Annotated in this window: 15 protein-coding genes and 1 pseudogene; 10 read left to right on the forward strand and 6 right to left on the reverse strand. The window is 73.2% G+C overall.

What is annotated here, in order from left to right:
* The first annotated feature begins 376 nt into the window (after positions 1-376).
* The 6 genes from ACZ63E_RS17640 (at position 377) to ACZ63E_RS17665 (ending at position 7,959) form a co-directional block, all read left to right on the forward strand.
* Positions 377-3,247: a type 2 lanthipeptide synthetase LanM family protein gene (locus ACZ63E_RS17640; protein WP_465337043.1), complete on the forward strand. Its 2,871-nt coding sequence runs from the start codon at positions 377-379 to the stop codon at positions 3,245-3,247.
* A gap of 36 nt (positions 3,248-3,283) precedes the next feature.
* Positions 3,284-3,463 (forward strand): hypothetical protein, encoded by a 180-nt coding sequence (locus ACZ63E_RS17645; protein WP_465312587.1) that lies wholly within the window; start codon positions 3,284-3,286, stop codon positions 3,461-3,463.
* An 82-nt stretch (positions 3,464-3,545) separates the two neighbouring features.
* Entirely contained in the window at positions 3,546-3,722 is a 177-nt protein-coding gene (locus tag ACZ63E_RS17650) for a hypothetical protein (protein ID WP_465312588.1), read from the forward strand.
* A gap of 64 nt (positions 3,723-3,786) precedes the next feature.
* Positions 3,787-6,678, forward strand: coding sequence for a helix-turn-helix transcriptional regulator (locus ACZ63E_RS17655; protein ID WP_465337044.1), 2,892 nt, complete (start codon positions 3,787-3,789; stop codon positions 6,676-6,678).
* Between the two features lie 78 nt (positions 6,679-6,756).
* Entirely contained in the window at positions 6,757-7,080 is a 324-nt protein-coding gene (locus ACZ63E_RS17660) for a hypothetical protein (RefSeq protein WP_465337045.1), read from the forward strand.
* Between the two features lie 18 nt (positions 7,081-7,098).
* Positions 7,099-7,959, forward strand: coding sequence for an alpha/beta hydrolase fold domain-containing protein (locus ACZ63E_RS17665; RefSeq protein WP_465337046.1), 861 nt, complete (start codon positions 7,099-7,101; stop codon positions 7,957-7,959).
* 50 nt (positions 7,960-8,009) lie between these two features.
* Here the strand turns inward: ACZ63E_RS17665 and ACZ63E_RS17670 are convergent, their stop codons facing one another.
* Positions 8,010-12,044, reverse strand: coding sequence for a CshA/CshB family fibrillar adhesin-related protein (locus ACZ63E_RS17670; RefSeq protein ID WP_465337047.1), 4,035 nt, complete (start codon positions 12,042-12,044; stop codon positions 8,010-8,012).
* 196 nt (positions 12,045-12,240) lie between these two features.
* Here ACZ63E_RS17670 and ACZ63E_RS17675 point away from each other — a divergent pair, with 196 nt between their 5' ends.
* A complete protein-coding gene (locus ACZ63E_RS17675) occupies positions 12,241-13,965 on the forward strand; it encodes a diguanylate cyclase domain-containing protein (RefSeq protein WP_465337048.1) in 1,725 nt (574 codons plus the stop codon).
* A 15-nt stretch (positions 13,966-13,980) separates the two neighbouring features.
* Here the strand turns inward: ACZ63E_RS17675 and ACZ63E_RS17680 are convergent, their stop codons facing one another.
* From ACZ63E_RS17680 to ACZ63E_RS17690, 3 genes are read right to left on the reverse strand one after another with little or no spacing between them, the layout of a single operon-like run.
* Positions 13,981-14,712: an SWIM zinc finger family protein gene (locus tag ACZ63E_RS17680; RefSeq protein WP_465337050.1), complete on the reverse strand. Its 732-nt coding sequence runs from the start codon at positions 14,710-14,712 to the stop codon at positions 13,981-13,983.
* On the reverse strand, positions 14,705-17,728 hold the full coding sequence (locus ACZ63E_RS17685; protein ID WP_465337051.1) for a DEAD/DEAH box helicase: 3,024 nt from the start codon (positions 17,726-17,728) through the stop codon (positions 14,705-14,707). The genes ACZ63E_RS17680 and ACZ63E_RS17685 overlap by 8 nt, the downstream gene beginning before the upstream one ends.
* Before the next feature lie 55 nt (positions 17,729-17,783).
* Positions 17,784-18,359 (reverse strand): CGNR zinc finger domain-containing protein, encoded by a 576-nt coding sequence (locus ACZ63E_RS17690; protein ID WP_465337052.1) that lies wholly within the window; start codon positions 18,357-18,359, stop codon positions 17,784-17,786.
* Between the two features lie 83 nt (positions 18,360-18,442).
* On the opposite strand from ACZ63E_RS17690, the gene ACZ63E_RS17695 reads away from it, so the two are divergent.
* Complete coding sequence (locus ACZ63E_RS17695; protein ID WP_465337054.1) at positions 18,443-19,594, forward strand: epoxide hydrolase family protein; 1,152 nt, start codon at positions 18,443-18,445, stop codon at positions 19,592-19,594.
* Positions 19,595-19,598: 4 nt separating this feature from the next.
* Here the strand turns inward: ACZ63E_RS17695 and ACZ63E_RS17700 are convergent, their stop codons facing one another.
* The gene (locus ACZ63E_RS17700) at positions 19,599-20,804 is read right to left on the reverse strand and encodes an FAD-dependent monooxygenase (RefSeq protein ID WP_465337055.1); all 1,206 of its coding nucleotides are present in this window, start codon (positions 20,802-20,804) and stop codon (positions 19,599-19,601) included.
* 158 nt (positions 20,805-20,962) lie between these two features.
* On the reverse strand, positions 20,963-21,865 hold the full coding sequence (locus ACZ63E_RS17705) for an SMP-30/gluconolactonase/LRE family protein (protein ID WP_465337056.1): 903 nt from the start codon (positions 21,863-21,865) through the stop codon (positions 20,963-20,965).
* A gap of 75 nt (positions 21,866-21,940) precedes the next feature.
* Between ACZ63E_RS17705 and ACZ63E_RS17710 the strand changes: the two are divergent.
* Both ACZ63E_RS17710 and ACZ63E_RS17715 read left to right on the forward strand, forming a co-directional pair.
* Positions 21,941-22,611 (forward strand): annotated as a pseudogene (locus tag ACZ63E_RS17710) (zinc-binding dehydrogenase); the annotation flags it as partial.
* Between the two features lie 226 nt (positions 22,612-22,837).
* Positions 22,838-26,653: a PKD domain-containing protein gene (locus tag ACZ63E_RS17715; protein WP_465337058.1), complete on the forward strand. Its 3,816-nt coding sequence runs from the start codon at positions 22,838-22,840 to the stop codon at positions 26,651-26,653.
* Positions 26,654-26,765: the final 112 nt, after the last annotated feature.

A 26,765-nucleotide genomic window follows, 5' to 3' on the forward strand; every position in this document is an offset into this window, starting at 1 on the left:
GGAGCGGGGGGGGTTTGAGTTCGCTCGTGTTGTCACCTTTCTTTCGCCCTTCGCCGTATATCCCTCCCCCCCCCCCCCCCCCCCTTCTCCCCTCCCCCCCCCCCCCCCCCCCCCCCCCCCCCCCCCCCCCCCCCCGCGGCCGCGGAGTCGGGTGTGCCGGCGCTGCCCCGCATGGGGGATCAGGGCCGCGCAGGCCTTCGCCGGGCCCGGTGCCACCCGCCCGCCGAACGGAGCAGCCACCGCATCCATTCGGCGCAGCCGCGTAGATGGCGACCAGGCGTTTCGCCGCCGACGCCCCCATGCGCCCCCAGGACGCCCCCATGCCGCGCGGGAATGCGGGCGTAGCACCCCCATGTAACCCACGTCACCCGCTGGCATGCTCGATCCCGTGATTCCCCCGCAGCCGAACCCGGCGACCACGACGCTCCCGCCCACCTGGTGGGCGGCGGCGCTGACCGCGCGGGAACGCCGTCCCGGCGCCCCGCTCCCCGAGTGGGCCGCCTTCGCCGAAGCGTCGCTTTCACGTGAAAGCGACGACCTGCAGGCGGAGCTTTCACGTGAAAGCTCCGCGCACTGGCGTACCGCGTTCGCCGCGGTGTTCCACCCCTTCACCGACGCGGCCCGCGCCGCGATCGCCGGTGCCGCAGCGGCTTCGCCCGCCGTCGACGCCGACGCGGTCGCTGACGGGTGCGCCGCCCGGCTGGGTCACCAGCTCGCCGGGCTCGCCGCCCGGACCCTGGTGCTGGAGCTGGGCCGGGCGCGCCGCGCGGAGGACCTGGCGGGGGAAACGCCGGAAGAGCGCTTTGCCGGCTTCGTGCGGCGGACCGGCACGCAGGCGGGGCTCACCGACCTGCTGCACCGCTACCCGGTGCTCGCCCGGCTGGCCGCGCAGACGGCGCTGCACACGATCGCGGCGGTCACCGAGCTGCTCGACCGCTTCACCGCCGACCGCCCCGCCCTGACCGCGTTCCTCGGGTCCGACCCCGGTCTCCTCACCGAGATCAGCGGCGGCACGGGCGACGCCCACCAGCGCGGCCGTTCGGTCCGCGAGCTGCGGTTCGCCGGCGGCGCGCGCGTCATCTACAAGCCCCGTCCGCTCGACCTGCACGCGGCGTTCACCGGCCTGGTGGACTGGCTCAACCCGCGGGTGCCCGGCCTGGAGCTGCGCACCGTCGACGTCCTGGTGCGCCCCGGCTACGGCTGGCTCCGCTTCGTCGAGCACCGGCCGTGCGCCGACCTCACCGAGGTGGACCGGTTCTACCGTCGCCAGGGCGTCCTGCTCGCCCTGCTGCACGCCCTCGACGGCACCGACGTGCACTTCGAGAACATCATCGCCGCCGGCGACCAGCCCGTGTTGATCGACATCGAGACGCTCTTCCAGCCGGTGCTGCCGGCCGAAGAAGCCGAAGCCGACCCCGCGACCGAGCTGCTCGCGCGGTCGGTGCACCGGACCATGCTGCTGCCGCAGATGATCGTCGGCGAGCACGGCGCGGTCGACATCTCCGGCCTCGGCGGCGGCCGCGCGGCGGCCCCGGCGCTGACCCGCGTCGACTGGCTCGACGCCGGCACCGACCGGATGCGGCTGACCCGGGTGCCCGGCGGCGTCGGCACCGGCGTCAACCGGCCCACCCTCGGCGGCGTCGACGTCGAGCCGGCCGAGCACGGCGCCGCGCTGCTGGCCGGGTTCCGCGCGGGCTACGACACGATCGTCGCCGGCGCGGCGGAGTTCACCGCGCTGCTGGACCGCTGCGCCGGCGCGGGGATCCGCGTCCTGGTCCGCCCGACCAGCTTCTACACACGGCTGCTCGACGAGACCACCCACCCGTCACTGCTGGCCGAAGCCGACGAACGCGACGCGGCCTTCGGGCTGCTGGACGACGACAGCACCGACGACGTCCGCCGCGGGCTCGTCGCCGCCGAGCTCACCGACCTGTGGGCGGGCGACGTCCCGATGTTCACCGGCCGGCCCGGGTCCACGGACCTCTGGGACGCCGACGGCAACCGCCTGCCCGGACTGCTCGGCGAAGCGCCGCTGACGACGGTCCGCACGAAGGTCGCCGGGATGACCACGATCGACCGCCGCGACCAGGAGTGGCTGATCTCCGCCGCGCTGGCCACCCGGCCGGCCGCCGAGACCCACGCCGGCACCGGCGTCACCGATACCGTGCTGCCGAGCAAGAGCCCCGAACCCGCGCACCTGCTCTCGGCCGCGTGCGGGGTCGCCGACGCGATCATCGCGCGCGCGTCGTCGGCCGGTGGCCGCGTGAACTGGGTCGGCCTCGAGCTCGTCGACGAAAAGTACTGGACCGTGCTGCCGATGGGCGCCGGGCTCGGTGAGGGGTACACCGGCGTGGCGCTGTTCCTGGCGCAGCTGGCCGAGCTGACCGGCATCGACCGCTACCGCGACCTGGCCGCGAAGGCCGTCTCCGGGCTGCCGTGGCTGGTGTCGGCGCTGGAGGACGACCCGGAGCTCGCCGCCGCGGCCGGTCCCGGCGGGCTGCTCGGGCTCGGCGGCGTCGCCTACGCGGCGGCCCGGCTGTCCCGGCTGCTCGACCGGCCGGAGCTGCTCGAGCTGACCGCCCGCACGGTCGCCGTCATGCCGGCGCCGACCCCCGAGACCTCGCCGCGGTACACCACCGGCCTGGCCGGCGGCCTGGTGGCGCTGCGCTCGGTGGCCACCCAGACCGGATTCGCCGAAGCCACGCTGCTGGCCGACGCCTACGCGGCCGAGCTCGCCGTCCGCTCGCTCGACCCCGACCTCGCCGACCCCGGCTTCGCGCACGGCGCGGCCGGCGTCGACTGGGCGCTGGCCGGGTACCCGCGGGAGACCCCGACCCTGCCGCCCGCCGAGGCCGCCACCGGGCACGGCTGGTGCTCCGGCCTGGCCGGGCAGGTGCTGGCCTACGCCGGGCAGCCCGCGGTGCTCGGCCTCGACGAGCAGGTCGCGGCGCTCGCCGCCCAGGACCCGCTGCGCGACCTGAGCCTCTGCCACGGCGAAACCGGCATCACCGACGTGCTCGGCGTCCTCGCCGAAGCCGGGCACGAGGGTGCGGCCGCCGCGGTCGCCACCCGCACCGGGCAGCTGCTCACCGCCGTCGAGCAGGACGGCGCGCGCTGCGGCACCCCGGACGCCGTCCCGTCCCCCGGCCTGCTGACCGGCCTGGCCGGCATCGGCTACGGCCTGCTGCGCCTCGGCTTCGGCCGCCGTGTCCCGTCCGCCCTGCTCCTGCAACCCCCGACCCGCTGAGCACAACCGTCCCCACTCACGAGGAGAGAACGCACGATGCCCGAACCCACCGCCGAGACCGTCGAAGCCACCATCGGTGCCCTGGCGCTCCCCCGCGCGAACCGCTGCGGGGCCCGCAACCAGGCGCTGGCCGGCGCCCGGCCCCGGTTGTCCGGGATCACCCTGGAGACGCTCGGCGACCCGACCGTCGTCACCAACGGCACCTTCGCCCTCTGACGTCACCTTGAGTGTCGGCTTCGCCGATCAGCCCGTTTTCCGCCCAGCACGACCGAGAACTACCGAGAGTGGAGCCACCCGCATGACCGAGCACGACTTCGCCGCCACGGACAACCCGATCGGCGACTTGACCCTCCCCCGCACCTCCCGCACCGGCGCCCGCAACCACGCGCTGTCCGGCAAGGCGGCACGGGTGAGCCAGAACTCCTTGACCACGATGGACATCACGGTCGTCACGGGCGGTTTCGCCGAACAGTGAGACACCTGGACGTCGGCAATTCGACCTACGTCCGGAGGGCGCGCATCCGGTTATAGTGACCGCGATGGGCATCCGGTCGACGCGTCTCATCGGACGCGACAGGGAGCTCGGCGCACTGTCGGAGGCTCTGGAGAAGGCCCGCACCGACCACGGTGGGGCCTTCTTCCTTGTCGGCGAAGGCGGGATCGGGAAGTCCCGGCTCGCCGCCGACATCGCCTCGCGGGCACTGGCGACCGGGCTCCCGGTGCTACGCGGACGAGCCAGCTCGATCGGCCCGATGGTGCCGTTCCGGCCCTTGGCCGAAGCGCTGCTTTCGCACTTCCGCGGCGGCCTGCCGCCCGCCGCGCCCGAGCTCGACCCGCTCGTGCCGGTGCTCGCCCGGCTCGTGCCCGACTGGTACCGCGGCGACCGGCCGCACGACAACGGCAACCTGCTGGTGCTGGCCGAAGCCGTGTTCCGGCTGCTGTCGGTGGCCGGCCGCGACGGCGGCTGCCTGATCGTGCTGGAGGACCTGCACAACGCCGACGCCGAGACGCTGTTCATCGTCGAGTACCTCGTCGACAACCTGGCCTCCAGCCAGGTCATGCTGATCGGCACCCTGCGCGGCGAGCCGGGCGAGGCGCTGCGGCTGGCGACCGCGGCGGCACAGCGCTCGTCCAGCCACACCTTCGAGCTGGCCCGGCTCGACGCCGAACGCACCCGCGAGTTCGCGGCCGCCTGCCTGGAGACCGAACCGGCCGCCGTCCCCGCCGCGGTCGCGAACCTATTGTGGCAGAACAGCGAGGGCGTGCCGTTCGTCGTCGAGGAGCTGCTGCACGGCATGCTCGGCGACGGCCTGCTCGTCGGCGGGGCGAACGGCTGGCAGGTCGTCGGCGAGCTGCAGGCCCGCGTGCCCGAGGCGCTGATCAGCAGCATCGCCGCCCGCGTCGACGCACTCGGCCCGGACGGCGAGACGCTGCTTTCGGTGGCCGCCGTGCTGGGCCGGCGGTTCCCGCTTTCGGTGGTGCAGGCGGTCACCGACATGGACGACCGCATGCTGCACAACCACATCAGCGCGAGTGTCGCCGCGCACCTGGTCACCACCGACGAGACCACGCCCGGCTGGTACGCCTTCCGGCACCCGCTCACCGCCGAGGCCCTGCTGGCCCGGCTCGTGCCGTCGACGAAGGCGAACCTGGCGCGCCGGGCCGCCGACGCCGTCGAGCTGCTGCACCCCGGCCTGCCGGGCGAGCTGTGCGCGCTGGCCGCGGCGCTGCGGCTGACGGCGATGGACCACCCCGGCGCCGGCCGGCTGTTCGCCGAGGCCGGCCGCCGCGCCCTGGACGGCGGCGCGGCCGACACGGCGGTGACCATGCTGACCCGCGCCGTCGAGCTGCTGGCCACCGCGAGCCCCGACGACCGGGCCGACGCGCTGGAGACCCTGCTGCACGCGCTCGGGCAGACCGGGCAGTTCGACCGGGCCGTCGGGTTCTCCGCCCGCTTCGCCGAGATCGGCCGCCTGGAACGGGCGGTCGACCTGCACATTCAGCTGGCGTGGGCGGCCTACATCGGCGGGCGCCACGACGAGTGCCTCAACCAGATCGAGCAGGCTCGCGCGCCGCTCGGCGGCGAGATCACCGAAGAGCAGAAGGCGGGCCTGGACGCCGTCGAGGCGACGCTCTGGCTGGACATCCCCGGCCCGTCCCACACCGAGCGGGCGCGCAAGCTCGCCGAGCAGGCGTGGGACGTCGCCGAGCGCGCGGGTGTGCCGTTCGTGTCGTGCCAGGCGCTGCAGGTCCTCGGCATGGTGGCGCTGGAGACCGACCTCGCCGAGGCCGAGCGCTTCCTGCAGCTGGCGCGGCGGCTGGCCGAGCAGCACCAGCTGACCCACCTGCGCACCCAGGTGCTGGTCCGCCTGGGCGGGCACCGGATGCTGGCCGAGGGCGACGTCCGCACGTTCGACCTGGCCCGCGCGGAAGCCCAGCGCACCGGCGCGATCACGCTGACCTGCGCCGTCGACGCGAGCCGCGCGGTGCACGCGGCGATGCGCGGCGAGTTCGCGCAGGCCGACACGATCCTCGAGGAGAACCTCGCGGTGCTCGGCCGGCTCGGCTTGGTCGCGTTGCTGCAGTACACGCACATGACCCGCGCGATGGTGGCCGCGCACCAGGCGGACCGCCCGCGGATGGAACGCGCGCTCGAGGACTTCCGCGAGGCGGGCGGCGCGAGCGCGCAGGAGCTCGTGCTGAGCGTCGGGCTGGCGCAGGTGTTCTGCTCCCTGCTCGAAGAGGACGCCGAACGGGCCCGCCGCGAGCTGGACCAGGTCCTGGCACTGGAGGAACGGCAGCCGAGCCGGTTCCACCTGGCCGGCCAGCACGGCCTGCGGCTGCTGGTCGAAGCGCTCGACGGGACCGAGCCGGACCCGGCCCGGCCCCCGGCGGCGGTGAGCGGGATGCGCTGGAACCGCCAGTTCGTCCTACTGGGTGACGCGGTCCGTCACGGCCGCGCGGGCGCGCCGGAGCTGGCCGACGCCGCCGTGGCCGAGGCGATCGAGGCGGCCGCGCCGTTCCCGATGAGCCGCCACCTGGGCCTGCGCATGGTGGCCGAGTCCGCGTCGGCCGACGGCTGGGGCGACCCGGTGACCTGGCTCAAGGAGGCCGAGGAGTACTTCCACCAGGCCGAGGTGAGCGCGGTGGCGAGCGCGTGCCGCGGCCTGCTGCGCAAGATCGGCGCCCCGGTGGGCCAGCGCCGCACCGGCTCCGAGCGCCTCCCGGCCATCCTCCGGACCGTGGGTGTGACGGTCCGCGAGTACGAGGTGCTGCAGCTGCTGGCGGACAACATGGGCAACAAGGACATCGCCCGCCGGCTCCACATCTCCCCGCGCACGGTGGAAAAGCACGTGGCGAGCCTGCTGGCGAAGGCGAACCTGCAGAACCGGGGCGAGCTGACGGAGTACGCCCGCAACACACCCCACTGACGCCGGGCGGGAAGGGGCACCCATCCGGCCGCCGTCCCGCTCCGAACCACCGGGACGACCGACACAAAGGGCTGCCCGATGGACGACCTGGAAGACCTCGCCCGCACCAGGGCCTGGTTGACGCGGTTCCTCGCCGAGCACGCGCCCCACGCGCCGCGGCACCGGGTCGTGGACGTCGTCATGGTGCTGGACGAGCTCCTCTCCCAGGCCCTCGCCGATGGCGGCGCGGCGGAGGACGTCGCGCTGACCCTGCAGCCGGGAAGCGTCCGGCTCGAAGTGACCGATCCCCGGCCCTCCCCGCACGACCACGTCCTGCCCGTGCTGTCCTTCGCCTGCTCGCGCTGGGGTCGCCGGGCACGCTCCCGCGGCACGACGGTCTGGGCCGAGATACCGCTGACCTGAGGAGGCGGAACCCGCGTCATGAAGCTCCGGGACCGGATCACGGCGATGGTGATGCACGGCTCGGCGCGGTGGACCGTGCGCTACGGCGAGGGGCTGCGCTTCGCCGGCAGTGAGCTGCCCGGCCCCGCGGTCGTCCGCGTCCGGACCCGGCACGGGCCGGTCCGGGTCCACGTCTACCGGCCGCCGGGCGCGGTCCGCGGCGGCGCGTACGTGCACTTCCACGGCGGAGCCTGGCTGATGCGGCACCCGGCGATGGACGACTGGTGGTGCCGCTACGTCGCCGCCGAGGCCCGGGTGACGGTGTACAACGTCGACTTCCGGTGCGGCCCCTACGTCGCGTTCCCGGTGGCGCAGCACCAGTGTTCCGACGTCGCCACCTGGGTGGCCACCGGCGACGCGGCCGCCGAGCGGGTGGTGGTGGGCGGCTTCTCCTCCGGCGGCGGGCTCGCCGCCGCGGTCTGCCTGCAGGCCCGGGACGCGGGAACGTGGCGGCCGGTGCTGCAGGTGCTCGGGGTGCCCGCGCTGGACCTGGCGGCCGACCCCGCCCCGGCGGCGGCCGGGATGATCTCGCCCGGCCTGCGCGAGCTGGTCCGCCGGGTCTACTTCCCCGACCCGGCGACCCGGTCGCACCCGTACGCGTCACCGTTGCTGGCGCCCGACCTGACCGGACTGCCGAGGGCCGTGGTCCTCACCGCCGAGCACGACGTCCTGCGCGAGGACGGCGAACGGTACGCGGCCCGGCTGCGCGCGGCGGGCGTCGACGTCGTGCACGACCGGACGCCCGGTGTGGACCACTACTTCCTCACCGAGGACCCGGTCCGGGCGCGCACCACGATGGCGCTGGTGGCCGCCGAGATCCGCCGGGCCGTCTCGGCGTGACGCGGTGGCCCGCACCGGCCTCTGGCGAACCACCGCCCACAGCGGCCGGCTCACGCGGACCGGCGCCGGACGGCCGCGCACAGCGCCACTCCGACCAGGAGCAGCACGCTCGACTCGGCGAGCAGCCTGCCGACGTCCACGCCGGTTTCGGCCAGCTGGGGCGGACGGCCGGGCGTCGGCCGCGCGGCGACGACCGGAACCTCGGCGACCGCGGGCCCGGCGGCGACCGGCGATCCGCCGGGTCCGGCGCCGGTCGCCGTGGCGACGTTGCGCACCCGGCCGGCGGCCACGTCCGCGGCGGTGACCGCGTGCGCCGGCACCGTGCACGTCATCGCCTGCCCCGGCGCCAGCGCGGACGCCGGGCAGGTCACGGTGCCCGCGGCGGGGTCGTCGACCCGGATCTCTCCGACACTGACCGCACCGGTGTTGGTGACCGTGACGGTCCACTCGATCCGGTCGCCGGCGCCGATCGAGCCGTCGCCGTCCACGTCGACCGGGTGGGCCGCCTTGGTGATCGCGAGCGCCGCGGCGGCGGTGACCCGCACGGTCGCGCTCGCGGGCGCCGAGTCCACCGGTGGCCCGCCCGCCGGCGGAGTTCCCGACACGACGGCGGTGTTGCCGATCCGCCCGGAGTCCACATCGGACTGGGTGACGCGGTAGGCCGCGGTGCACGTCACATGGTGACCCGGCGCGAGCGAACCGGCCGGGCACACCGGAGCCGGTGGCTCCCCGCTGCCGGTGAAGCGCGTTTCGCGCACCGACAGCGCGGTGAGCGTGACGTTGCCGGTGTTGGTGACCACGAACGAATAGGTGACCTCCTGCCCGGCGGCGGAAACCGTTCCCGGCGAGACCGTCTTCGCCAGGGTGAGCGCGGCGTCCGGCGGGGCCGGCACCACGACCGTCGACGGATCCGAGACCGGCGGCTCGCCCTGGGGCGGGGTACCGGTGGCGACGGCTGTGTTGACCACCTTCCCGGCGTCCACATCGGACTGCGTGAGCACGTAGGTGGCGGTGCAGACCACCTGCTCCCGCGGCGCCAGCGTGGCCACCGTCGAGCCGCCGCCCGGACACGACGGCTCGGGCAGCCGGCCAGTGCCCGAGAACGCCGTCTCGCGCACCGTCACCGCGGTCAGCGTCCGGTTGCCGGTGTTGGTGACCACGAAGGAGTAGGTGACCGTCTGCCCGGCACGGAAGTGCCCGCCGTCGGCCGGGTCCGCCGACTTGACCAGCGACAGCCCCGGGTTCCCGGGCACGGTCACCTTCGCCCGCGACGGCCCGGAGGTGACCGGCTCACCGCCGGGACCGGCGCCGGTCGCCTCGGCGGTGTTGGTCACGGCCCCGGCGTCGGCGTCCGCCTGGGTCAGGGTGTAGGTGGCGGTGCAGGTCTGCGCCTGCCCCGGCGCCAACGTCCGCGCCGGGCACTCGACGACCGGCGCCGGGCCGGTGCCGCTGAACGCCGTTTCGCGCACGGACACGGCGGTCAGCGTGCGGTTGCCGGTGTTGGTCACGGCGAAGCGGTAGGTCACGGTCTCCCCCGCGCCGCCCACGCTCGCCGGTTCGACGGACTTGACCAGCGAGAGCGCGGCGCCCCCACCGGCGGTGACGACCGCCGTCGCCGGTGGAGTGGTCACCTTCGGCAGGTTCGCGGGCGGGGTGCCCTCCGCGGTCGCGCTGTTGGTGATCCGGCCCGCGTCGAGGTCGGCCTGGGTCACGGCGTAGTCCGCCGTGCAGGTGACGACCTGGCCGGGAACCAGCGTCCCGCTCCCGGCGGGACAGTCGAGGGCCGACAGCCGCCCGCTGCCGCTGAACGCGCCCTCGGTGATCGCCACCCCCGTCAGCGTCACGGTGCCGGTGTTCTTCATCGCGAACGAGTACCGGACCCGCTCCCCCACGGCCGTGACGGTGGCCGGGTCGGCGGACTTCGCCAGGGTCAGCGCGGCCGAGCGGGTGGTGGTCACCTTCGCCGACGACGGCGCCGACGTGGTCGGTTCCGTCGCGCGAGGCGCCGTGCCGTGCGCGACGGCGGTGTTCTCGACCGCGCCCGCGTCGATGTCGGCCTGCGTGACCGGGTAGGTCGCACGGCACGTCTGCGCGGCGCCGGGGGCGAGCACGGTGTCCGGACAGGTGATGACGGGCGCCGGCCCGGAGCCGGTGAAGCGGGTCTCCGCGACCCCGACGTCACGCACCGTCACGTCACCGGTGTTGGTGACCACGAACGTGTAGGCGACGGACTGACCGGCGTGGTCCACGGTCGTCGGATCCGCGGTCTTGACCAGGGTGATCGCCGGGTGCGCGGGCGTCGGGACCGAGACGCTCGACGGGTTCGACGTCGTCGGGTCCGGCGAGCCGGGCTGCTTGCCGTGCGCGGTGGCGGTGTTGTCCAGCCGGCCGGAATCGACGTCGGCCTGGGTCAGCACGTAGGTGGTGGTGCAGGTCGTGCTCGCGCCGGGGGCGAGCGTGGCGACCGGGCACGTCGCGGCGGGCAGGACACCGCTGCCGGAGAACGCGGTCTCGGCGACGCCGATCTCGGTCAGCGGCACGTTCCCGGTGTTGGTGACCCGGAAGGAGTAGGTGATCGGCCGGCCGGCCGTGTAGGCGTCGGGGTTGTCGGGTGAAGCCGACTTCTTCAGCGTCAGGGCCGGGGCCGCCTTCTCGGTCGGCGTGCGGGTCGACGACGGGTCCGACGTCACGCGCGTCGTGCCGCCCGGCGGGAGCGCCGAGGCCGTGGCGGTGTTGACCGCCGCTCCGGCGTTCTCGTCGGCCGGGGTGATGACGTACGGGGTCCGCGCGGTGCAGGTCTGCGACTCCCCCGGCGCGAGGCTCGGCCGGGGGCAGGTGACCGGTCCGGCCTTGGCGTCGGTCACGGTGATGTCGTGCAGCGCCAGCGCGCCGGTGTTGGTGACGGTGAAGGTGTACGCGACGGTGTCGCCCGCGTCGGTGATCCCGTTGCCGTTCACGTCGACCGGCACGGCGGCGTGCTTTTCGAGCTTCAGCGTCGCGGGTTTCGCCGTGTTCGTGACCGTGCAGGACACGAAGTCGCCGATGTCGACGTGCACCCGCGCCGAGCCGCCGGCGTCGCCGTCGGGCAGCTCCGCGTCCGGTTTTCCGTTGCGGGTGCAGGACCACGCTCTGTCGTAATTGGACTCCAGGCCCGAGGTCGCCGTCTCACGCAGGGTGTAGTCACCACCCCGGGCGCCGGCCAGCACGGTGACCTCGCCGGTGCTCGCCGAGGTGCCGCCGCCGGTGTCGGCGGCGCTGAGCACGCTCCCACCCGGCGCCGCGACCGAAACCGCGAAGGAGTCGCCGGGGAAGCCCCGCACGACCTTCTTCGTCAGCTGCAGGCTGGAGACCAGCACGCCGAACCCGACCGCCTGCCGGCCACCGCCCACCATGCGCTGGCTGAACGACGTGGGGTCGTCGGCGGAGATGATCGCGGTGCCCGTCTTGTTCGCGCCCGTCCGCCCGGCGCACCGCACCGTCCGGGTGCCGACGCCGGTGTACCCACCGCCGCAGGCGTTCCCGATCCCGGGGTCGGACCCGGTCGCGGTCAGCGATTCCAGCGGCGAGGACGAGGTCCACTCGATCGACTCGCCGGCGTCGGTCGACTCGGCGTCGGCGCCCACCAGCCCGTACCCCCGCACCACGGCCCCGGCGCTGTCGGTGGCCACGATGTCGCTCAGCGCGGCGACGGTCGTCGTGCCGAAGGCCGTCTGGTAGAGCGCCGGGCGACCCGGCACTCCGGTGTAGTGCCCGGAGTTGCCCAGGTAGGCCGCCGAGTACGTCGGCAGCGGGTTCGCGGCGACCGGACCGCCGGACACCTTGAGCGTGACCGCGAGCCGGTAACCCCCGGGCAGCGCGAAGGTCAGCCGCTGGCCCGCCGCGGAGCCGGCCGCCGCGGCGTCGTACCCGGAGAGGTCGAACCAGCACAGCGTCCGCGCGTAGGTGCCGGTGCCCGCCGAGGCGAACCCGCAGCCTTCGGTCGCCGCGGTGGCGCGGGCGACCGGTCCGAAGGCGGCCACGCACAGCGCGAGCAGCGTCGCCACCACCAGGAGCGCCGGCCCCTTCCGCCCCGACACGCGACTCATCGACCGGCACCTCCGCCTCGGCTGCTGTTCCGGCCATCGTGCGCGAAAGGCCGGGAAACAGCTGACGGAAAGATGATCATTCAATCGATCGTGGCGGCCGAGACGGATGCGTCCGTTCGGGGGACTTCACATTCGACGCCGGACCGTGGTGATATTTTCCGGTTCGAAGTGCCGCACCCGCCGAAAGGAAACCACTGTGCCGGAGCCCGACCCGGCACCGGACGCCGAGGAGATCGGGAACCGGCTCGCCGTCGCCGATGAACGGTTCGCGCTGTTCTACCAGCATTGCCCGATCGGCGTTGTGCTCGCCGCGCCCGACGGGGTGGTCGGAGCCGCCAACCCGGCATTTCTGCGGCTGCTCCGAATCGACGAGGAAACCGAACTGGTCGGCACCCGGGTCGAGGACCTGGGAGCCGGTGAGCACGACCGATCCACGCTGGCGAAGGCGATCGCGGACAGCGAAGTGGTGGCCGGCGAGGTCGTGATCCGGTCCGGGGCGGACGTCACCCGGCTCGTCCGGCTGACCGTCACGACCCTGCCGGGCAACCGCGGCCGCTACCCGATCCTCATGGTCGAGGACGTCGACGAGCTGCGTCAGCTGCAGGAGACGTTCCAGCACCAAGGCCTGCACGATCCGCTGACCGGCCTGCCGAACGCGGCTCACTTCCGCGCGCGGCTGGAGGCGCTGTGCGCCGGGGAAGACCCGATCACCCTGTTCTACGTGGACATCGACGGGTTCAAGGTCGTCGACGACGCGCTCGGCCCCGAGGTCGCGGACCTCGTGCTGCGCGGCGCGGCGGGCACCCTGCGCACGGTGTTCGTAAGCCGGGGAACGTTCATCGCGCGGCTGTTCGGCGACAGCTTCGCCGTCGTGATGCCCGGCGAGCCGGACCGGGCCGCCCTCGCCGAGCTGGCCGAGCAGGCGATCCGCGAACTGGCCAAACCGGTTTACGCGGCCGACATCGGCATCGGCGTGAGCGCCAGCCTCGGCATCGCCACCGCCGGTGCGGGCAGCGCTGCCCACGAGAAGCTGATGCGCTCGGCCCAGATCGCCCTGCACCAGGCGAAGTCGCTGGGCAAGGCGCGCTGGGTGCTGTTCGACCCCGAGACCGGGGACGCCGACCGTGAGCGTTACCGGCTGGCGGCCGCCATCGCCGGGGCGATCGAGCTCGGCGAGATCACCGTGGCCTACCAGCCGCACGTCGTCCTGCCCGACGCGCACATCGTGACGTCGCTCAACGCCGCACTGGTGTGGAACCACCCGGCCCGCGGCCGGCTCCGGTCGGCGGAGTTCCTCCCGCTCGCGGAGCTGACCGGGATGTCGGTGCCGCTGGGCCGGCACCTGCTGGCGCAGGCGCTGCGGACCAAAGCGGAGTGGCAGCTGCGTTTCGGCGACGGCGCGCCGGTCGTCTGCCTCACCCTGCCGCGCCGGATGGCCATCGACGCCGACCTGGTCGGCATCGTGCGCGCGGAGCTGGCCGAGAACGGCTTGGAGCCGCGGCACCTGATGCTGTGCGCGGAGGCGGAGTCCCTCGTCGACCCCCGGGGCGACCTGCTCGACTCCCTCGGCCGGCTCGCCCGGCTCGGGGTGATCTTCGTCGTCACCATCACCGGCCTGCCGGACCTGGAGCTGCTGGCGGCCCACGAGGTCCCGGCGCCGGGCGTGATGCTGACCGGGCCGGTTGTCGAAGCCGTCGCGGCCGAAGACGCGCCGGCCTGGACCCGCCGCAACGTCCGCCAGCTCGTCGAGCGGGCGGAGGAGCTGGGCATCAAGGTCGGGGCGTACGGCGTGGCGTCGCAGGAGCAGGCGGAGCTGCTCTACGGCCTGGGAGTCGTCGTGGCGGCGGGGAGCTACCAGCCCGAGTACCTGACCCGCACCGAGGCGGAGGTCTGGGCGGGCCGGACCTTTCCGATGGGCTGACCGCCGTCGCGGAGGTCAGCTGCCGGGCTCTCCGGCGAGCGCCTCGTACACCGGCCGGAGCAGCTCGGTGACGTCTTCGCCGCCCGCCGTGACCGCGAACGGCGGGGCCTGGTCCAGGAGCGCGTCGGACGGCGTCCGCGGCACGTGCAGCGGCGCCGCGCCGCCCAGGCCCGGGGCCGGACCGCAGTCGAAGAAGGTGTCCATGACCTCGGTCAGGGCCGGCGACCGGTCGTCCGGGTCGAGCGGCTCGGCGGAGATGAGCCGGTTCTTCAGCTCCTCCAGCAGCGTTTCGCGGTCCCGGCCGCGCAGCGCGAGAAGAGTGAACGGATCCTCGCCCACCCGCGCCACGAGCGCCGAGAACACGGCGTTCAGGTGGCCGCACGGCACCTCGGCGTCGGGGCAGGTGCAGTCGAGCGACACCTCCCGCGCCGAAGACGGGAACAACGGCAGCCGGACCGCTTTGAAGGTCTGTTCGACCTCCTGGGGCAGCTCGCCCCTGAGCAGCTGGACCGTGACCGACGCTTTTGCCGCCAGGGCATGGGTGATCGCCGCCCAGTCCGCCTTGCCGAACGCCGTCAGGCCGATGCGGACCCGGTAAGGGACGCCGTCCGCCACTTCGGCGTCGACGCGCCCGGCGCCGGCCGCCAAGGACACGACGCGCCCGCGGCCGGGCGCCGGGAGGAGGACGCCGAGCGCGGTCAACGCCCGGATGAACCGGGTCGCCCACCACGGGAGTGGCTCAGTCATCGATCGCCTCCTCCCCCAGGGTGAACGTCTCGCGCAGCGCGTCGGTGGACAGTTCGGTGAGCCAGCTTTCGCCCTCGCCGACGACCATTCCGGCGAGCGCGCGTTTTTTCGTGATCAGGGTGTCGATGCGCTCCTCGATCGTGCCCGGGCAGACGAACTTCCGGACCTGGACGGTCCGTCCCTGCCCGATCCGGAACGCCCGGTCGGTGGCCTGGTTCTCCACGGCCGGGTTCCACCAGCGGTCCAGGTGCAAAACCTGACCGGCGGCGGTCAGCGTGAGCCCGGAGCCGCCCGCTTTGAGCGAGAGCAACAGGATCCGCGGTCCGTCGCCGGACTGGAAGCGTTCGACGATCGTGTCTCGCGCCCCTTTGGCCAAGCCGCCGTGGAGAAACGCGACTTCGGCGCCGAGCCGGTCCGACAAATGGGGCACCAGCAGGTGCCCGAACTCCGTGTACTGCGTGAAGCACAGGACCCGATCACCCGACGCCAGGATTTCGGCCAGGATCTCTTCGAGACGGCTGACCTTGCCGGACCGCTGCCCGATCGGGGAACCGTCGTGCAGCAGGTGCGCGGGGTGGTTGCAGACCTGCTTGAGTTTGGTGATCGCGGCGAGGACGTTGCCGCGGCGTTTGATGCCGTGGCTGTCTTCGATCTTCTTCATCATTTCGTCGACGATCGCGCTGTACAGCGTGCCCTGTTCGCGGGTGAGCCGGTATTCCTGCCGGATTTCGATCTTTTCCGGGAGCTCGGGGACGATTGCGGGGTCCGTCTTCACCCGGCGCAGCAGGTACGGCTGCGTGAGCCGGCGCAGCTCGGCGGCCACGGCGGTGTCGCCGCCGCGTTCGATCGGGGCCGCGAACCGTTGCCGGAACTCGAACCTGGTGCCGAGCAGCCCCGGGTTGAGCAGGTCCAACACGGACCAGAGGTCCGCCAGCCGGTTCTCCACCGGGGTGCCGGTCAGCGCGAGCCGGTGCCCGGCGGGGAACCGCCGGACCGCCTTGGCCGTCGCGGTGTCGGCGTTCTTGATCGCGTGCGCTTCATCGAGCACCAGACGCCGCCAAGCGAACGTCTCGAGCTCGTCGGCGTCACGGGCGGCGGTGGGGTAGGTCGTGACGACGAGGTCCGCCGCGGCGACCTGCTCGGCGAGCGCGTCCCCGTGGGCGCGTTCGCTGCCGTGGTGGGCGAGGACACGCAAGCCGGGGGCGAAGTTCGCCGCCTCCCGCTGCCACATGCCGACCAGCGACATCGGGCACAGCACCAGCGTCGGCCCGCGATCGTCTCCGGCACGCTCGATCGCCTCGAGCGCCAGCGTCTGAACGGTCTTGCCGAGGCCCATGTCGTCGGCCAGGCACGCACCGAGCCCCAGCTCCGCCATGAACACCAGCCAGGCGACGCCCCGCTGCTGGTAAGGGCGCAGCGTGGCGCGGAACGACGGCGGCAGCTCGACCGGCCGCAGGCGCTGGTGGACCCGGTCGGCCAGGATGTCGCCGACCCAGCCGTCGGCGCTGACGTAGACGACCGGCAGCGGCGCCGCCGACCCGAGGTGGACGAGCTCCAGCAGCTCGGCCGCGGTGGGACGAAGGCTCTGCCGGTGCGGGTCGCGGCGCAGGTATTCGAGACCGGCGCGCAGGCGATCGGCGTCGACGCTGATCCACCGGCCCCGCAGCCGCACCAGCGGCGACTTCGCGGCGACGAGCCGGGCCAGCTCTTCCTCGCCGATCTCGTCGTCGCCGACCGCGATCGACCAGCGGAACGCGCCCAGCTCGTCGCGGCCCACCCGGCTGCGGGCCAGGACCTGCTCGGACGGCGTGCTGTGGACGGAGAGCCGCAGCCCGAGCCGGCGCCGGCCGTCCCAGGTGGCCGGCAACTGCACTTCGAAACCGGCCTCGACCAGCCGCGTCGCGCCCTCGGTCAGGAACTGTTCGGCTTCCTCGACGCTCAGGTCGTACTCGGACGGCTGCGTGCGGCGCAGGGCCGGCGCCAGCATCGGCTCCACCAGCGCGGCCCGGCCCAGTTCGGCGACGAACAGCCCTTTCGGGTCCCGGACCAGCCCGGTCGCCTCGCCCGACCAGATCTGCCCGGCCGACAGCAGCAGGCTGGCATCGGCGGTGGCCCGCAGGAGGAACTGCAGCTGCCACTTGGTGCTGTCGCCGGTCTGGTCGTCGGGGTCGTCCGCGTCCTGCTGCCGCAGGGTGCCGACCTCGGCCAGCCGGAAGCACGCCCGGCCGTCGACGACGTCGGTGTCGGCGACCTCGTCCCACTTCGCGACGGCGTCGGCCAGCACGCGGAGCTCGTCCAGCGGCAGCTCGACGCGGGCAGCGCCGCCCTGCAAGGCGGATAGCCAAGCCCCGGCCGGGCCCCGGCTCGTGTGCAGGTCGACGGGCGGATCCGCGCGTCCCAGCCGGTCCCGGACCGCCGTGTCGACCAGCGTGTGGAGGGCATCGGTGACCAGCGCACGCGGCGAGCCCCCGGTGAGCGGCGCCACCTGCTCGGCCCGCCCGACCGGCGGCATGGCCGCGACCAGGGCGTCGAACGCGACGAAGTCGACACCCTGCAGCACCGGGCGCCACCGCGCCTCGGCCGCGTCACCCTGGCGGACCAGCGTGGGCAGCACCCGCCCGCGCCGCACGAGATCCGCGGCCAGGCGGGCCACCGCCCGCAGGTAGGTGACCGAGGCGCCGTAGGTGGCCGAGTCGTCGAGGTCGTCCAGCTCGGCCGCGTCCACGACCAGCGCGGGCACCGACCACGGCCGCAGCACCGGCGCCGGGCCACGCCGCTTGCCGCCCGCCGTCGCCTCGGCGGAGGCGAGCGGCCGGTTCGCCCGCGACGGCAGCAGCAGGGTCGCCGAAGTGGGCTTGCCGGGGTGCAGGGCGGTCAGGTTCGCGCTGGAGACGGCGAACGGATGCGGCAGCGCGATGTGCGCCGACCGGCTCGACGTCCCGGCCGGGCCCCGGTCGTGTTCCGCCCAGAGCAGCAGACCCCGGCCCGGGGACCACAGAGCGTGCACCAAGGGCAAGGTCAGGCGCTCCTTCGTCCGGTCCGGGTTCCCCCCGATCGTCGCACGGGGCGGCTCACTCGGGTGACTTGGCGTTCTTGCGCTGGTTGGCGGTGAAGCGGGCTTTCTTCTGCCGGTTCCCGCACGTGTTCATGTCGCACCACCGGCGGGTGCGGCTCTGGCTGGTGTCGAAGAACGCGGCCCGGCAGGTCGGTGACGCGCACAGGGCCAGCTTCCCGTCCCGTTCGCCCGAGACGATGCTGATCGCGTCCGCGGCGATCACGCCGAGGGCGTCCTCCACACAGGACGCCGAGCTGAGCCGCCAGCGCCGCTCGCCTTCGGGCGTCAGGATCGCCGCGGCGCGGCCCTGCACGCTGCGGTCGTTGACGACCTGCACGGCGGACGCGGGAAGCGGGTCCTGGGTCGCGGCCGCGGTCGCGACGGCGTGCACCGCCTCCCGCAGCTCCCGGGCGAGGGCGAACTGGGCGTCGGTGCAGGAGTCCACCGCGAGACCGCTCACCGCCAGCCAGTCGACCAGCCGCTGCGGCACGGGAATGCGCTCGACGGCGTCGCCACACCGCTCCGTCAACGTCGCCGTGAAGCTGGTCGCCAGCACGCTGCCGAGGCGAAAGTCGGGGAACCCACCACGCATGGAACCACCTTAGCCGGTTGCGTCACGCCGTGTCGGCCTGCTAGAACCGTCTAAGCCGGTTCACCGATGGCCGAGGAGGTCTCATGCCCAGCAACGTCGAAGTTTTCGCAGCCCACACCCCCGAAGCCGACCTCGAGGATCTGCGCGCACGGCTGGCCGCCGCGCGGCTGCCGGAAGCCGAGACGGTCCGCGGCCCCGGCCGGTGGGACCAGGGCGTCCCGCTCGCCGACCTCGCCGAGGTCGTGGACTACTGGCGCACCGGGTACGACTGGCGCTCGTTCGAAGAGCGTCTCGACCGGATCGGCCAGTTCCGCACGACGATCGACGGCCTGGGAATCCACTTCCTGCACCGCCGGTCGCCGCGGGCGGACGCCACTCCCCTGCTCATGACGCACGGCTGGCCGGGCAGTGTCGCCGAGTTCGTCGACGTCGTGGAGGACCTGGCGGATCCGCGAGACGCCGGCGCGCCCGCGTTCCACGTCGTGGCGCCGTCGCTCCCCGGCTTCGGCTACAGCGACAAGCCGGCCACCACCGGGTGGGGAACCGAAAAGATCGCGGCCGCCTGGGTGGAGCTGATGCGGCGGCTCGGCTACGACCGGTTCGCGGCCCACGGCGGTGACTGGGGCGGCAACATCACCACCGTGCTCGGCGGCCGGTTCCCGGACCACGTCCTCGGCATCCACACCACGTTCGCGGAAGGACCGCCCGGGCTGAGCACGGACGGGCTGACCGCGACCGAGCGCCGGTGGACCGAGGAGACGCACGACTTCTGGCACCACCGTGCGGCCTACGCGAAGCAGCAGGCGACCCGGCCGCAGACCATCGGCTACTCGCTCGTCGACTCACCGGTCGGGCTGCTCGCCTGGATCCTCGACAAGTTCGCCGAGTGGTCCGACACCCGGGACAGCCCGTTCGAGACGATCTCCCGGGACCGCGTCCTCGACGACGTCACCCTCTACTGGCTGACGCGGACCGGCGCGTCGGCGGCCCGCATCTACTACGAAAGCCACAACTCGCTCGACCCCGAGCTCCGCGTCGACGTCCCGGCGGCGATCACCGTGTACCCCCGCGACATCGAGAAGTACCCGCGCCCCTGGGCGCGGGAACGGTACCGGCAGATCGTCCGGTGGCGGGCACCCGAAGCCGGCGGGCACTTCCCGTCGCTGGAAGTTCCCGGGTACTTCGTCGACGACCTGCGAGAAGGCCTCGCGGCCGTGCTGGCCGCCCAGCGGTGAACCGCTACGAGGTGACCCGCGCCCCGGAGTCCGGCACATCGGCGTAGTCGGGCAGCTCGACGCCGTTGATCGCGCGTTCGGCGAGCGCCATCATCGCCTCCATGTCGGGTTCCGCGGCCGGCTCGGCCGCCGGGTCCGAACCGGGGGCACCGCGCATGGCCGCGTGCAGCCGCCCGATCTCCTGGTTGGCTTCGACGAACGGGCGCATCCGCGCCTCGAACGCGGCGAACGCGGGCTCGGGGTCCCACCCGGCGGCGGCCAGCTCGCCGGCCAGCAGGTAGGCGCCGACCAGGGCCAGGCCGGTGCCCTGCCCGGACAGCGGCGACGAGCTGAACGCCGCGTCCCCGAACAGGCCCACCCGGCCGCTCGACCAGCGGTCCATCAGCACCTGGGCGACCTGGTCGAGGTAGAAGTCCGGGGTGTCGTCCAGGTGCTCGAGGATGCGCGGGGTCAGCCAGCCGAGGCCGGCCACCCGCTCGCGCAGCAGAGTCTTCTGGCCCTCGATGTCGCGGTAGTCGACGGCGAAGTCGGGTGAGACGAACGAGAACATGGCCATCGCCCGCGTCGCGTCGCCGATGGGCCGCAGCATGGCGGAGCGCCCGGGCTCCTGGTGCTCGAGCAGCCAGCGGTCCAGCCCGAACTCGTTGGGCACGCTGTAGAAGGCCAGCACGTGCCCGAGGTGGCGGACGAACTGCTCGTGCGGCCCGAAGACCATCGCCCGCAGCGCCGAGTGCAGGCCGTCCGCGCCGAACACGAGGTCGAAGCGGCGCCGGTCGCCGCTCGCGAAGACCACGTCGACGCCGTCCGCGTCCTGGGTGAGCTCGGTGATCCGGTCGCCGAAGACGTACTCGACACCGTCGCGGGTGTCGTCGTAGAGGACCTGGGACAGGTCGCCGCGCAGGATCTCGATTTCGGAGATGTAGCCGTCGCCGCCGTCGTCCTCGGCGCTGAAGGTCTCCAGCACGTTCCCGTCCGCGTCGACGTTGTGCGCGCCGGCGGTTTCGGTCCGGGCCGCGCGGATCGGCGCGTCCAGGCCCATCCGCCGGATGACCTCCCTGGTCACGCCGCGCGCGTCCACCGCCTGCCCGCCGGGACGCAGCTCGGGCGCCCGCTCCACCACGGTCACCTCGGCCCCGCGCCGGCGCAGCCAGTGGGCCAACGCGGGCCCCGCGATGCTCGCGCCCGCCACCAACACCTTGACTTCGCTCACTGCGCCCCCAGGTCACCCGGTCCGGATCTCGGTCGGATTCTAGGATGACTTCCCCGGTTCAGGGGGTCGCCGCGTCGAGAAACCGCTCCAATTCGGACCGGACGCCGGGCCCGCACGGCTGTCCGGAGTGGACCGTGAGGTGCCGCCGCTCGGTCGGTTCAGGGCAGGCCAGTGTGCGGGACCTCGACGTCGACCGCGAGCAGCTGGGCCTCCCGGACCGGACGGCGTTCGTGCTCCGGAAAGGACGGTGCCGCGCAGAGGAACAGCTTGCGGCCGTCGTCACCGCCGAGCATGCAGGCGAAAACCCCGGTGCCGGCGTTGATCTCGTCGAGGATCCGGCCGCCCTCCTCGACCCGGAGGACTCGGTTGTGGACGGCGTCGGCGACCCAGATCGCGCCCTCGGCGTCGGCGCAGATGCCGTCGGGGGCCACTTCGAGCTGCTGCACCGCTTCCTCGACGTTGTCGGTCCGCGGAGTCTCGCCGAACTGCGCCCAGACGCGGCGCCCGATCAGCTCGCCGTCCTCGCCGATGTCGAAGGCGGTCAGCCGGCCGGCGAAGGTCTCGGCGACGACCAGCACCCCGCCGGGCAGGATCACCATGCCGTTGGGGAACCCGAGGTCTTCGGCGGCGACACTGACGCTTCCGTCGGCGTCGACGCGGGTCAGCGTGGTGTAGCGCAAGGGTGCGCCGCCCATCAGGTCGAAGCCGAAGTTGCCGACCCAGGCGCGGCCCCGGTCGTCGACGACCATGTCGTTGAGCGCGCCGGTCACCACACCCGAGAGGTCGGCGTGCTCGTCCAGCCGGCCCGACGCGTCACGCACGAGGAGGCGGTGGTCCCGCATCGACACGATGAGCAGACGCCCGTCGGGCAGGAAGCCGAGGCCCGACGGCTGTCCGGGGACTTCCGCGATGACCTCGGTGCCACCGGCGCTGTCGACCGCGACGACCTTTTCGGTGTAGAAGTCCGAAACCCACAACCGGCCGTCGTGCCATCTCGGGCACTCGAGGTAGGAGAAGCCTCCGACCACCACGGCCGGCTGCCTGGTCGCGGGCTGTCCCATCGCGACCCTCCTCACGTCCTCGTCGACAGGTTCGCAGGGTTCCCGGGAGAGCGTACTTCGAGTGCCTCCAGCACCGCCGGCGAGTTCCCGCTGCTCGGCACCCCGCCGTTCGTCCTCGGCTGGGACATCAGCGGGGTGGTCGAGGACGCGCCGCGGACGTGGCGGTTCCGGCCCCGCGACGAGGTTTTCGGGATGCCGTTGTTCCCGCGGGTGGCGAACGCGTACGCCGAAGTCGTCGCGGCTCCGGCGTTGCACCTGGCCCGCAAGCCGGCGTCGCTCTCGCACTCCGAGGCGGCGGCGCTGCCGATCGCCGGGCTGACGGCCTGGCAGGGCCTCGTCGACCTCGGCGGCGTGACCGAGGTCGACCGCGTCCTGGTCCACGGCGGCGGTGGCGGGGTCGGCCACGTCGCGATCCAGATCGCGAAAGCGCTGGGCGCGTACGTGATCACGACCGCCGGGCCGGGCAAACGGGAGTTCGTCGAGAGTCTCGGCGCGGACGACGTGGTCGAGCGGTCGCTCGGGGTGCTCCGGCCGGGCGGGCACCTGGTGACGGCGGTCGCCGAGGAGGAGACCGAGCTGGCCGCCGAGTTCGAGGCAGCCGGGAAGCGCTTCAGCGGCATCGCGGTCGACCCGGACCCGGTCGCCCTGCGCGGTCTCGCCGACCTGGCCGCGCAGGGCCGGTTGCGGGTCCACGTGCAGGAGACGACGGCGGTCACCTCCAGGGCAAGCTCGTCCTCACCGTCTGATCCGGAATCGGCCGGGAAACAGCGTGCACTCAATGCATTTCTATACCGAGGAAACCCATGTCTGTGTAGCTCTTCCGGTTGCTGAAGCGGCCAGACCGGTGAACTAGTCATCGCCTGCTTTCCGTGACCATTTCACAGCGTGACTCACTGAATCAGCCCAGTAACCGCCTGTCTCTTTCACGCGATTTTCACACTGCATCATCCCCAGTGAAAGAGTGGAAAACACATGAAACCCAGACTATGGGCGGCCGCCGGGCTGACGGGAATCGCGGGTTTGCTCGCGAGCACCGTTCCGGCGAACGCCGTTGACGGAAACCTCCCGGGCGGGACGAGCATCTCGGTGGACGTCACCGGGCCCGCCGAAAACACCGTTCTCCCGCCCGGCCCGGCGACGGTCACCGGAACGGCGGCGATCGGGACCGGCGTCGCGGTCAAGGACACCGCGCTGACCTACGTGCTGGACGTCTCCGGCAGCACGGCGTCGAGCTGCTCGACCACCACTGTGCTCGGCTGCGAAATCATCGCGGGCAAGAACCTCAACACCAATGCCGCGGGCCCGAACACGGTCGTCGGGCACGTCGGCGCCGCCGTGTTCGGCTCGAACGCGGCCGCCGCGGACGTCGGTCCCGCCGCCGGTGAGCAGCTGCTCACCGGCCCGGCCACCGACGCCAACACCAACGGCACCCGGGACGTCGACGAGGTGCTGAACTCGGCGGCCATCGGCGGTGTCGGGCAGTTCACCCCGAAGAGCGTCGGCACCGGCACGAACTACATCGCGGGCATCGGCTCCGCGACCACCGTCACCAACGCCCAGACCGAAGCCCGCAAGATCGTGGTGTTCATGTCGGACGGCGTCGCCACCGGCGACGTGCGGCCGGCCGCGGGCGCGGTCCCGGCGGACGTCACCTACTACACCTTCGCCGTGGGCGCGGGTTCGAGCTGTGCCGGCACCAGCTACAACGCCAGCCTGCAGGCGATCGCCGACCTCACCCACGGCACCTGCACCGAGGTGCCCGACCCGGCGAACCTGCCCAACGTGGTGCCCGGCCTGATCAGCGCGAAGCTGACCGGCCTGACCCTGAAGGTCGACGGCGGCGGCGCGATCCCGGTCACCAACGTGACACCGGGCCTGCCGCAGACCGGCCCCGCGTCGGTGAACTTCACCGTCGCCACCCCGGCGCTCGGCGCGGGACGGCACGAGCTGTGCGTCACCGCGGCCGGCACCGACGGCGGCGGCGCGGGCGCGGTCACCGACTGCACCCACGTGGTCATCAACGGACCGCCGGTGGTCTCCGCGGGCGGCCCGTACACCGGCAACGAGGGCTCGGCCGTGCCGATCACGGGCACCGCGACCGACCCGGACACCCCCGGCGTCGCCACGACCTGGACCATCGCGCCGTCCTCCGGCGTCGACCCGGGCACCGTGTGCGCCTTCGGCAACGCGAACGCGCTGTCCACCACGGTGACCTGCAACGACGACGGCGTCTTCACCCTGACGCTGACGGCGGACGACGGCGTCAACCCGCCGGTCGTGAAGACGACTACGGTGACAGTGGCCAACGTCGCCCCGGCCGTCACGATCACCGCGCCGGCCGATGGCGCCAAGGTGAGCCCCGGGACCCCGGTCGCGGTCACCGCGCCGTTCTCGGACGCGGGCGCCCACGACACGCACACCTGCGCCGTCGACTTCGGTGACGGCGGCCCGCCGGTGCCCGGCACGATCACCGGCGCCACCTGCCAGGCGAGCCACAGCTACCCGGCTTCGGGCACCCGCACCATCACCGCGCGGGTCACCGACGACGACGGCGCTACCGGCACGGCCGTGACCCACGTAGTGGTCAACGCCGCGCCGGTGGTCACCGCGGGCGGCCCGTACTCCGGCCAGGAGGGCACCGCGGTCGAGATCGCGGGCACCGTCACCGACCCCGACGGGCCGAGCCTGACGACGCACTGGACGATCGCGCCCGACTCGGGCGTCGATCCGGGCGCGGCCTGCACGCTCGGCAACGCCGACGCGCTGTCCACCACCGTCACCTGCGACGACGACGGCGTCTGGACGCTCACCCTGACGGCGTCCGACGGCATCGCCGCGCCGGTCGTCAAGACGACGACGCTCACGCTGAGCAACGTCGCCCCGCACGTGACGATCTCCGCGCCGGCGGACAACACGGTCTTCGCCCACAACGCTCCGGTGGGCGTCACCGCGCCGTTCACGGACGTCTCGACGCACGACACGCACACCTGCACGGTGGACTACGCCGACGGCAGCCCGATCGTCACCGGCACGGTCGCGCAGGGCCCGGGTTCGGGCACCTGCACCGCTTCGCACGGCTACCCGGTTTCCGGCACGTACAACGTGCTGGTGAAGGTCACCGACGATGATGGCGGTTCCGCGACCGCCGTGGCCAAGATCATCGTCAACGACCCGCCCGTGGTGGTGCCCGGCGGTCCGTACACCGGCAACGAAGGCGCCGCTGTGGCGATCAGCGGGACGATCGTCGATCCCGACGGCCCGCCGTCCACGACGCACTGGAGCATCACGCCACAGTCCGGAGTGGACAGTGGGACGGCGTGCGTCTTCGGCAACGCCGACGCGCTCGCCACCACCGTGACGTGTGACGACGACGGCGTCTTCACGCTCACCCTGAGCGGGAACGACGGCCTGCACCCGGCGGTCCTCCAGACGACCACGCTCACGTTGGGCAACGTCGCGCCGGTCGTGGGCATCACCGCGCCCACGACCGACAAGGTGTTCGGGCACGACGCTCCGGTGGCCGTCACCGCGCCGTTCACTGACGCGGGCAAGCACGACACGCACACCTGCACAGTGGACTACGCGGACGGCAGCCCGGTTGTCACCGGCACGATCGCGCAGGGCGCCTGCACGGCGTCGCACGCGTACACCGTCTCGGGGACGTACACGATCACGGTCAAGGTGACCGACGACGACGGCGGCGTGGGCACCGCGACCGTGCGGATCATCGTCAACGACCCGCCGGTCGTCGGCACCGGCGGTCCGTACACCGGGAACGAGGGCAGCGCGGTGGCGCTCACCGGCGTGGTCACCGACCCCGACGGCCCGCCGTCCACGACGCACTGGAGCGTCGCCCCACAGTCCGGAGTGGACAGTGGGACGACGTGCGCGTTCGGCAACCCGGCCGCGCTGACGACAACGGTCACCTGTGACGACGACGGGGTCTTCACGCTCACCCTGAGCGCGAACGACGGCCTCCACCCGGACGTCGTCAAGACCACAACGCTCACCTTGGCCAACGTCGCGCCGGTCGTGACGATCACCGCGCCGGCCGACGGGGCGAACGTCACCCGGGGCACGCCGGTGACCTTCACGGCGCCGTTCACCGACGCCGGGAAGCACGACACGCACACCTGCACGGTCGACTTCGGTGACGGCAGCCCCGTCGCCGCGGGGACGGTCGCGCAGGGCGCGGGTTCGGGCACCTGCACCGCGTCGCACGCCTACACCGGCATCGGCGCGCACCCGGTCACGGTGAAGGTCACCGATGACGACGGCGGGATCGGGACGGCCACGGTCAAGGTCGTCACGTTCGTCAACGCGGAGGCGTGGGCGCTCAGCGCGTCCGGGCTGGTCACCGTCGCGAAGACACCGCTGGCCGGCTGCCCGCCGAGCTCGGACAAGACCACGGCGTCGGTGAACGTGCTCGGCCTCGCGAGCGTGGACGCGCTGCACGCGCAGTGCTCGCTGGACGTGAACACCGGGCGCACCAACGCTTCGGCGACGGTGTCCGGGGCCAGCCTGCTCGGCGGGCTGATCAGCGTCACGGACGTCGAGACGAGCTGCGTCGCGAACGAGCAGGGCCTGTCCGGCTCGTCGCGGGTCGGCAAGATCAACGGCCAGATCATCGGCACCGCGCCGATCACCATCGGGATCCCCGGGGTGGCCACGGTCTACGCCAACCAGACGGTCGTGGGTCCGAACGGCCAGCTCGCGCAGTACTCGGTCCGCGTGGTGACGCTGCTGGGCCAGGAGATCATCCTGTCCGGGTGCCGCATGGGCTTCTGACGCAAGCCTGAGCCCGGACCTGCCGGCGGGACACCCCCGCCGGCAGGTCCGGGGTTTTGTTCGTAAAGTTCTTTAACTAACTCGGCCCGAGAGCTGGACAAGCATCTCGTGA

The organism is Amycolatopsis sp. NPDC104819 (assembly GCF_055583145.1).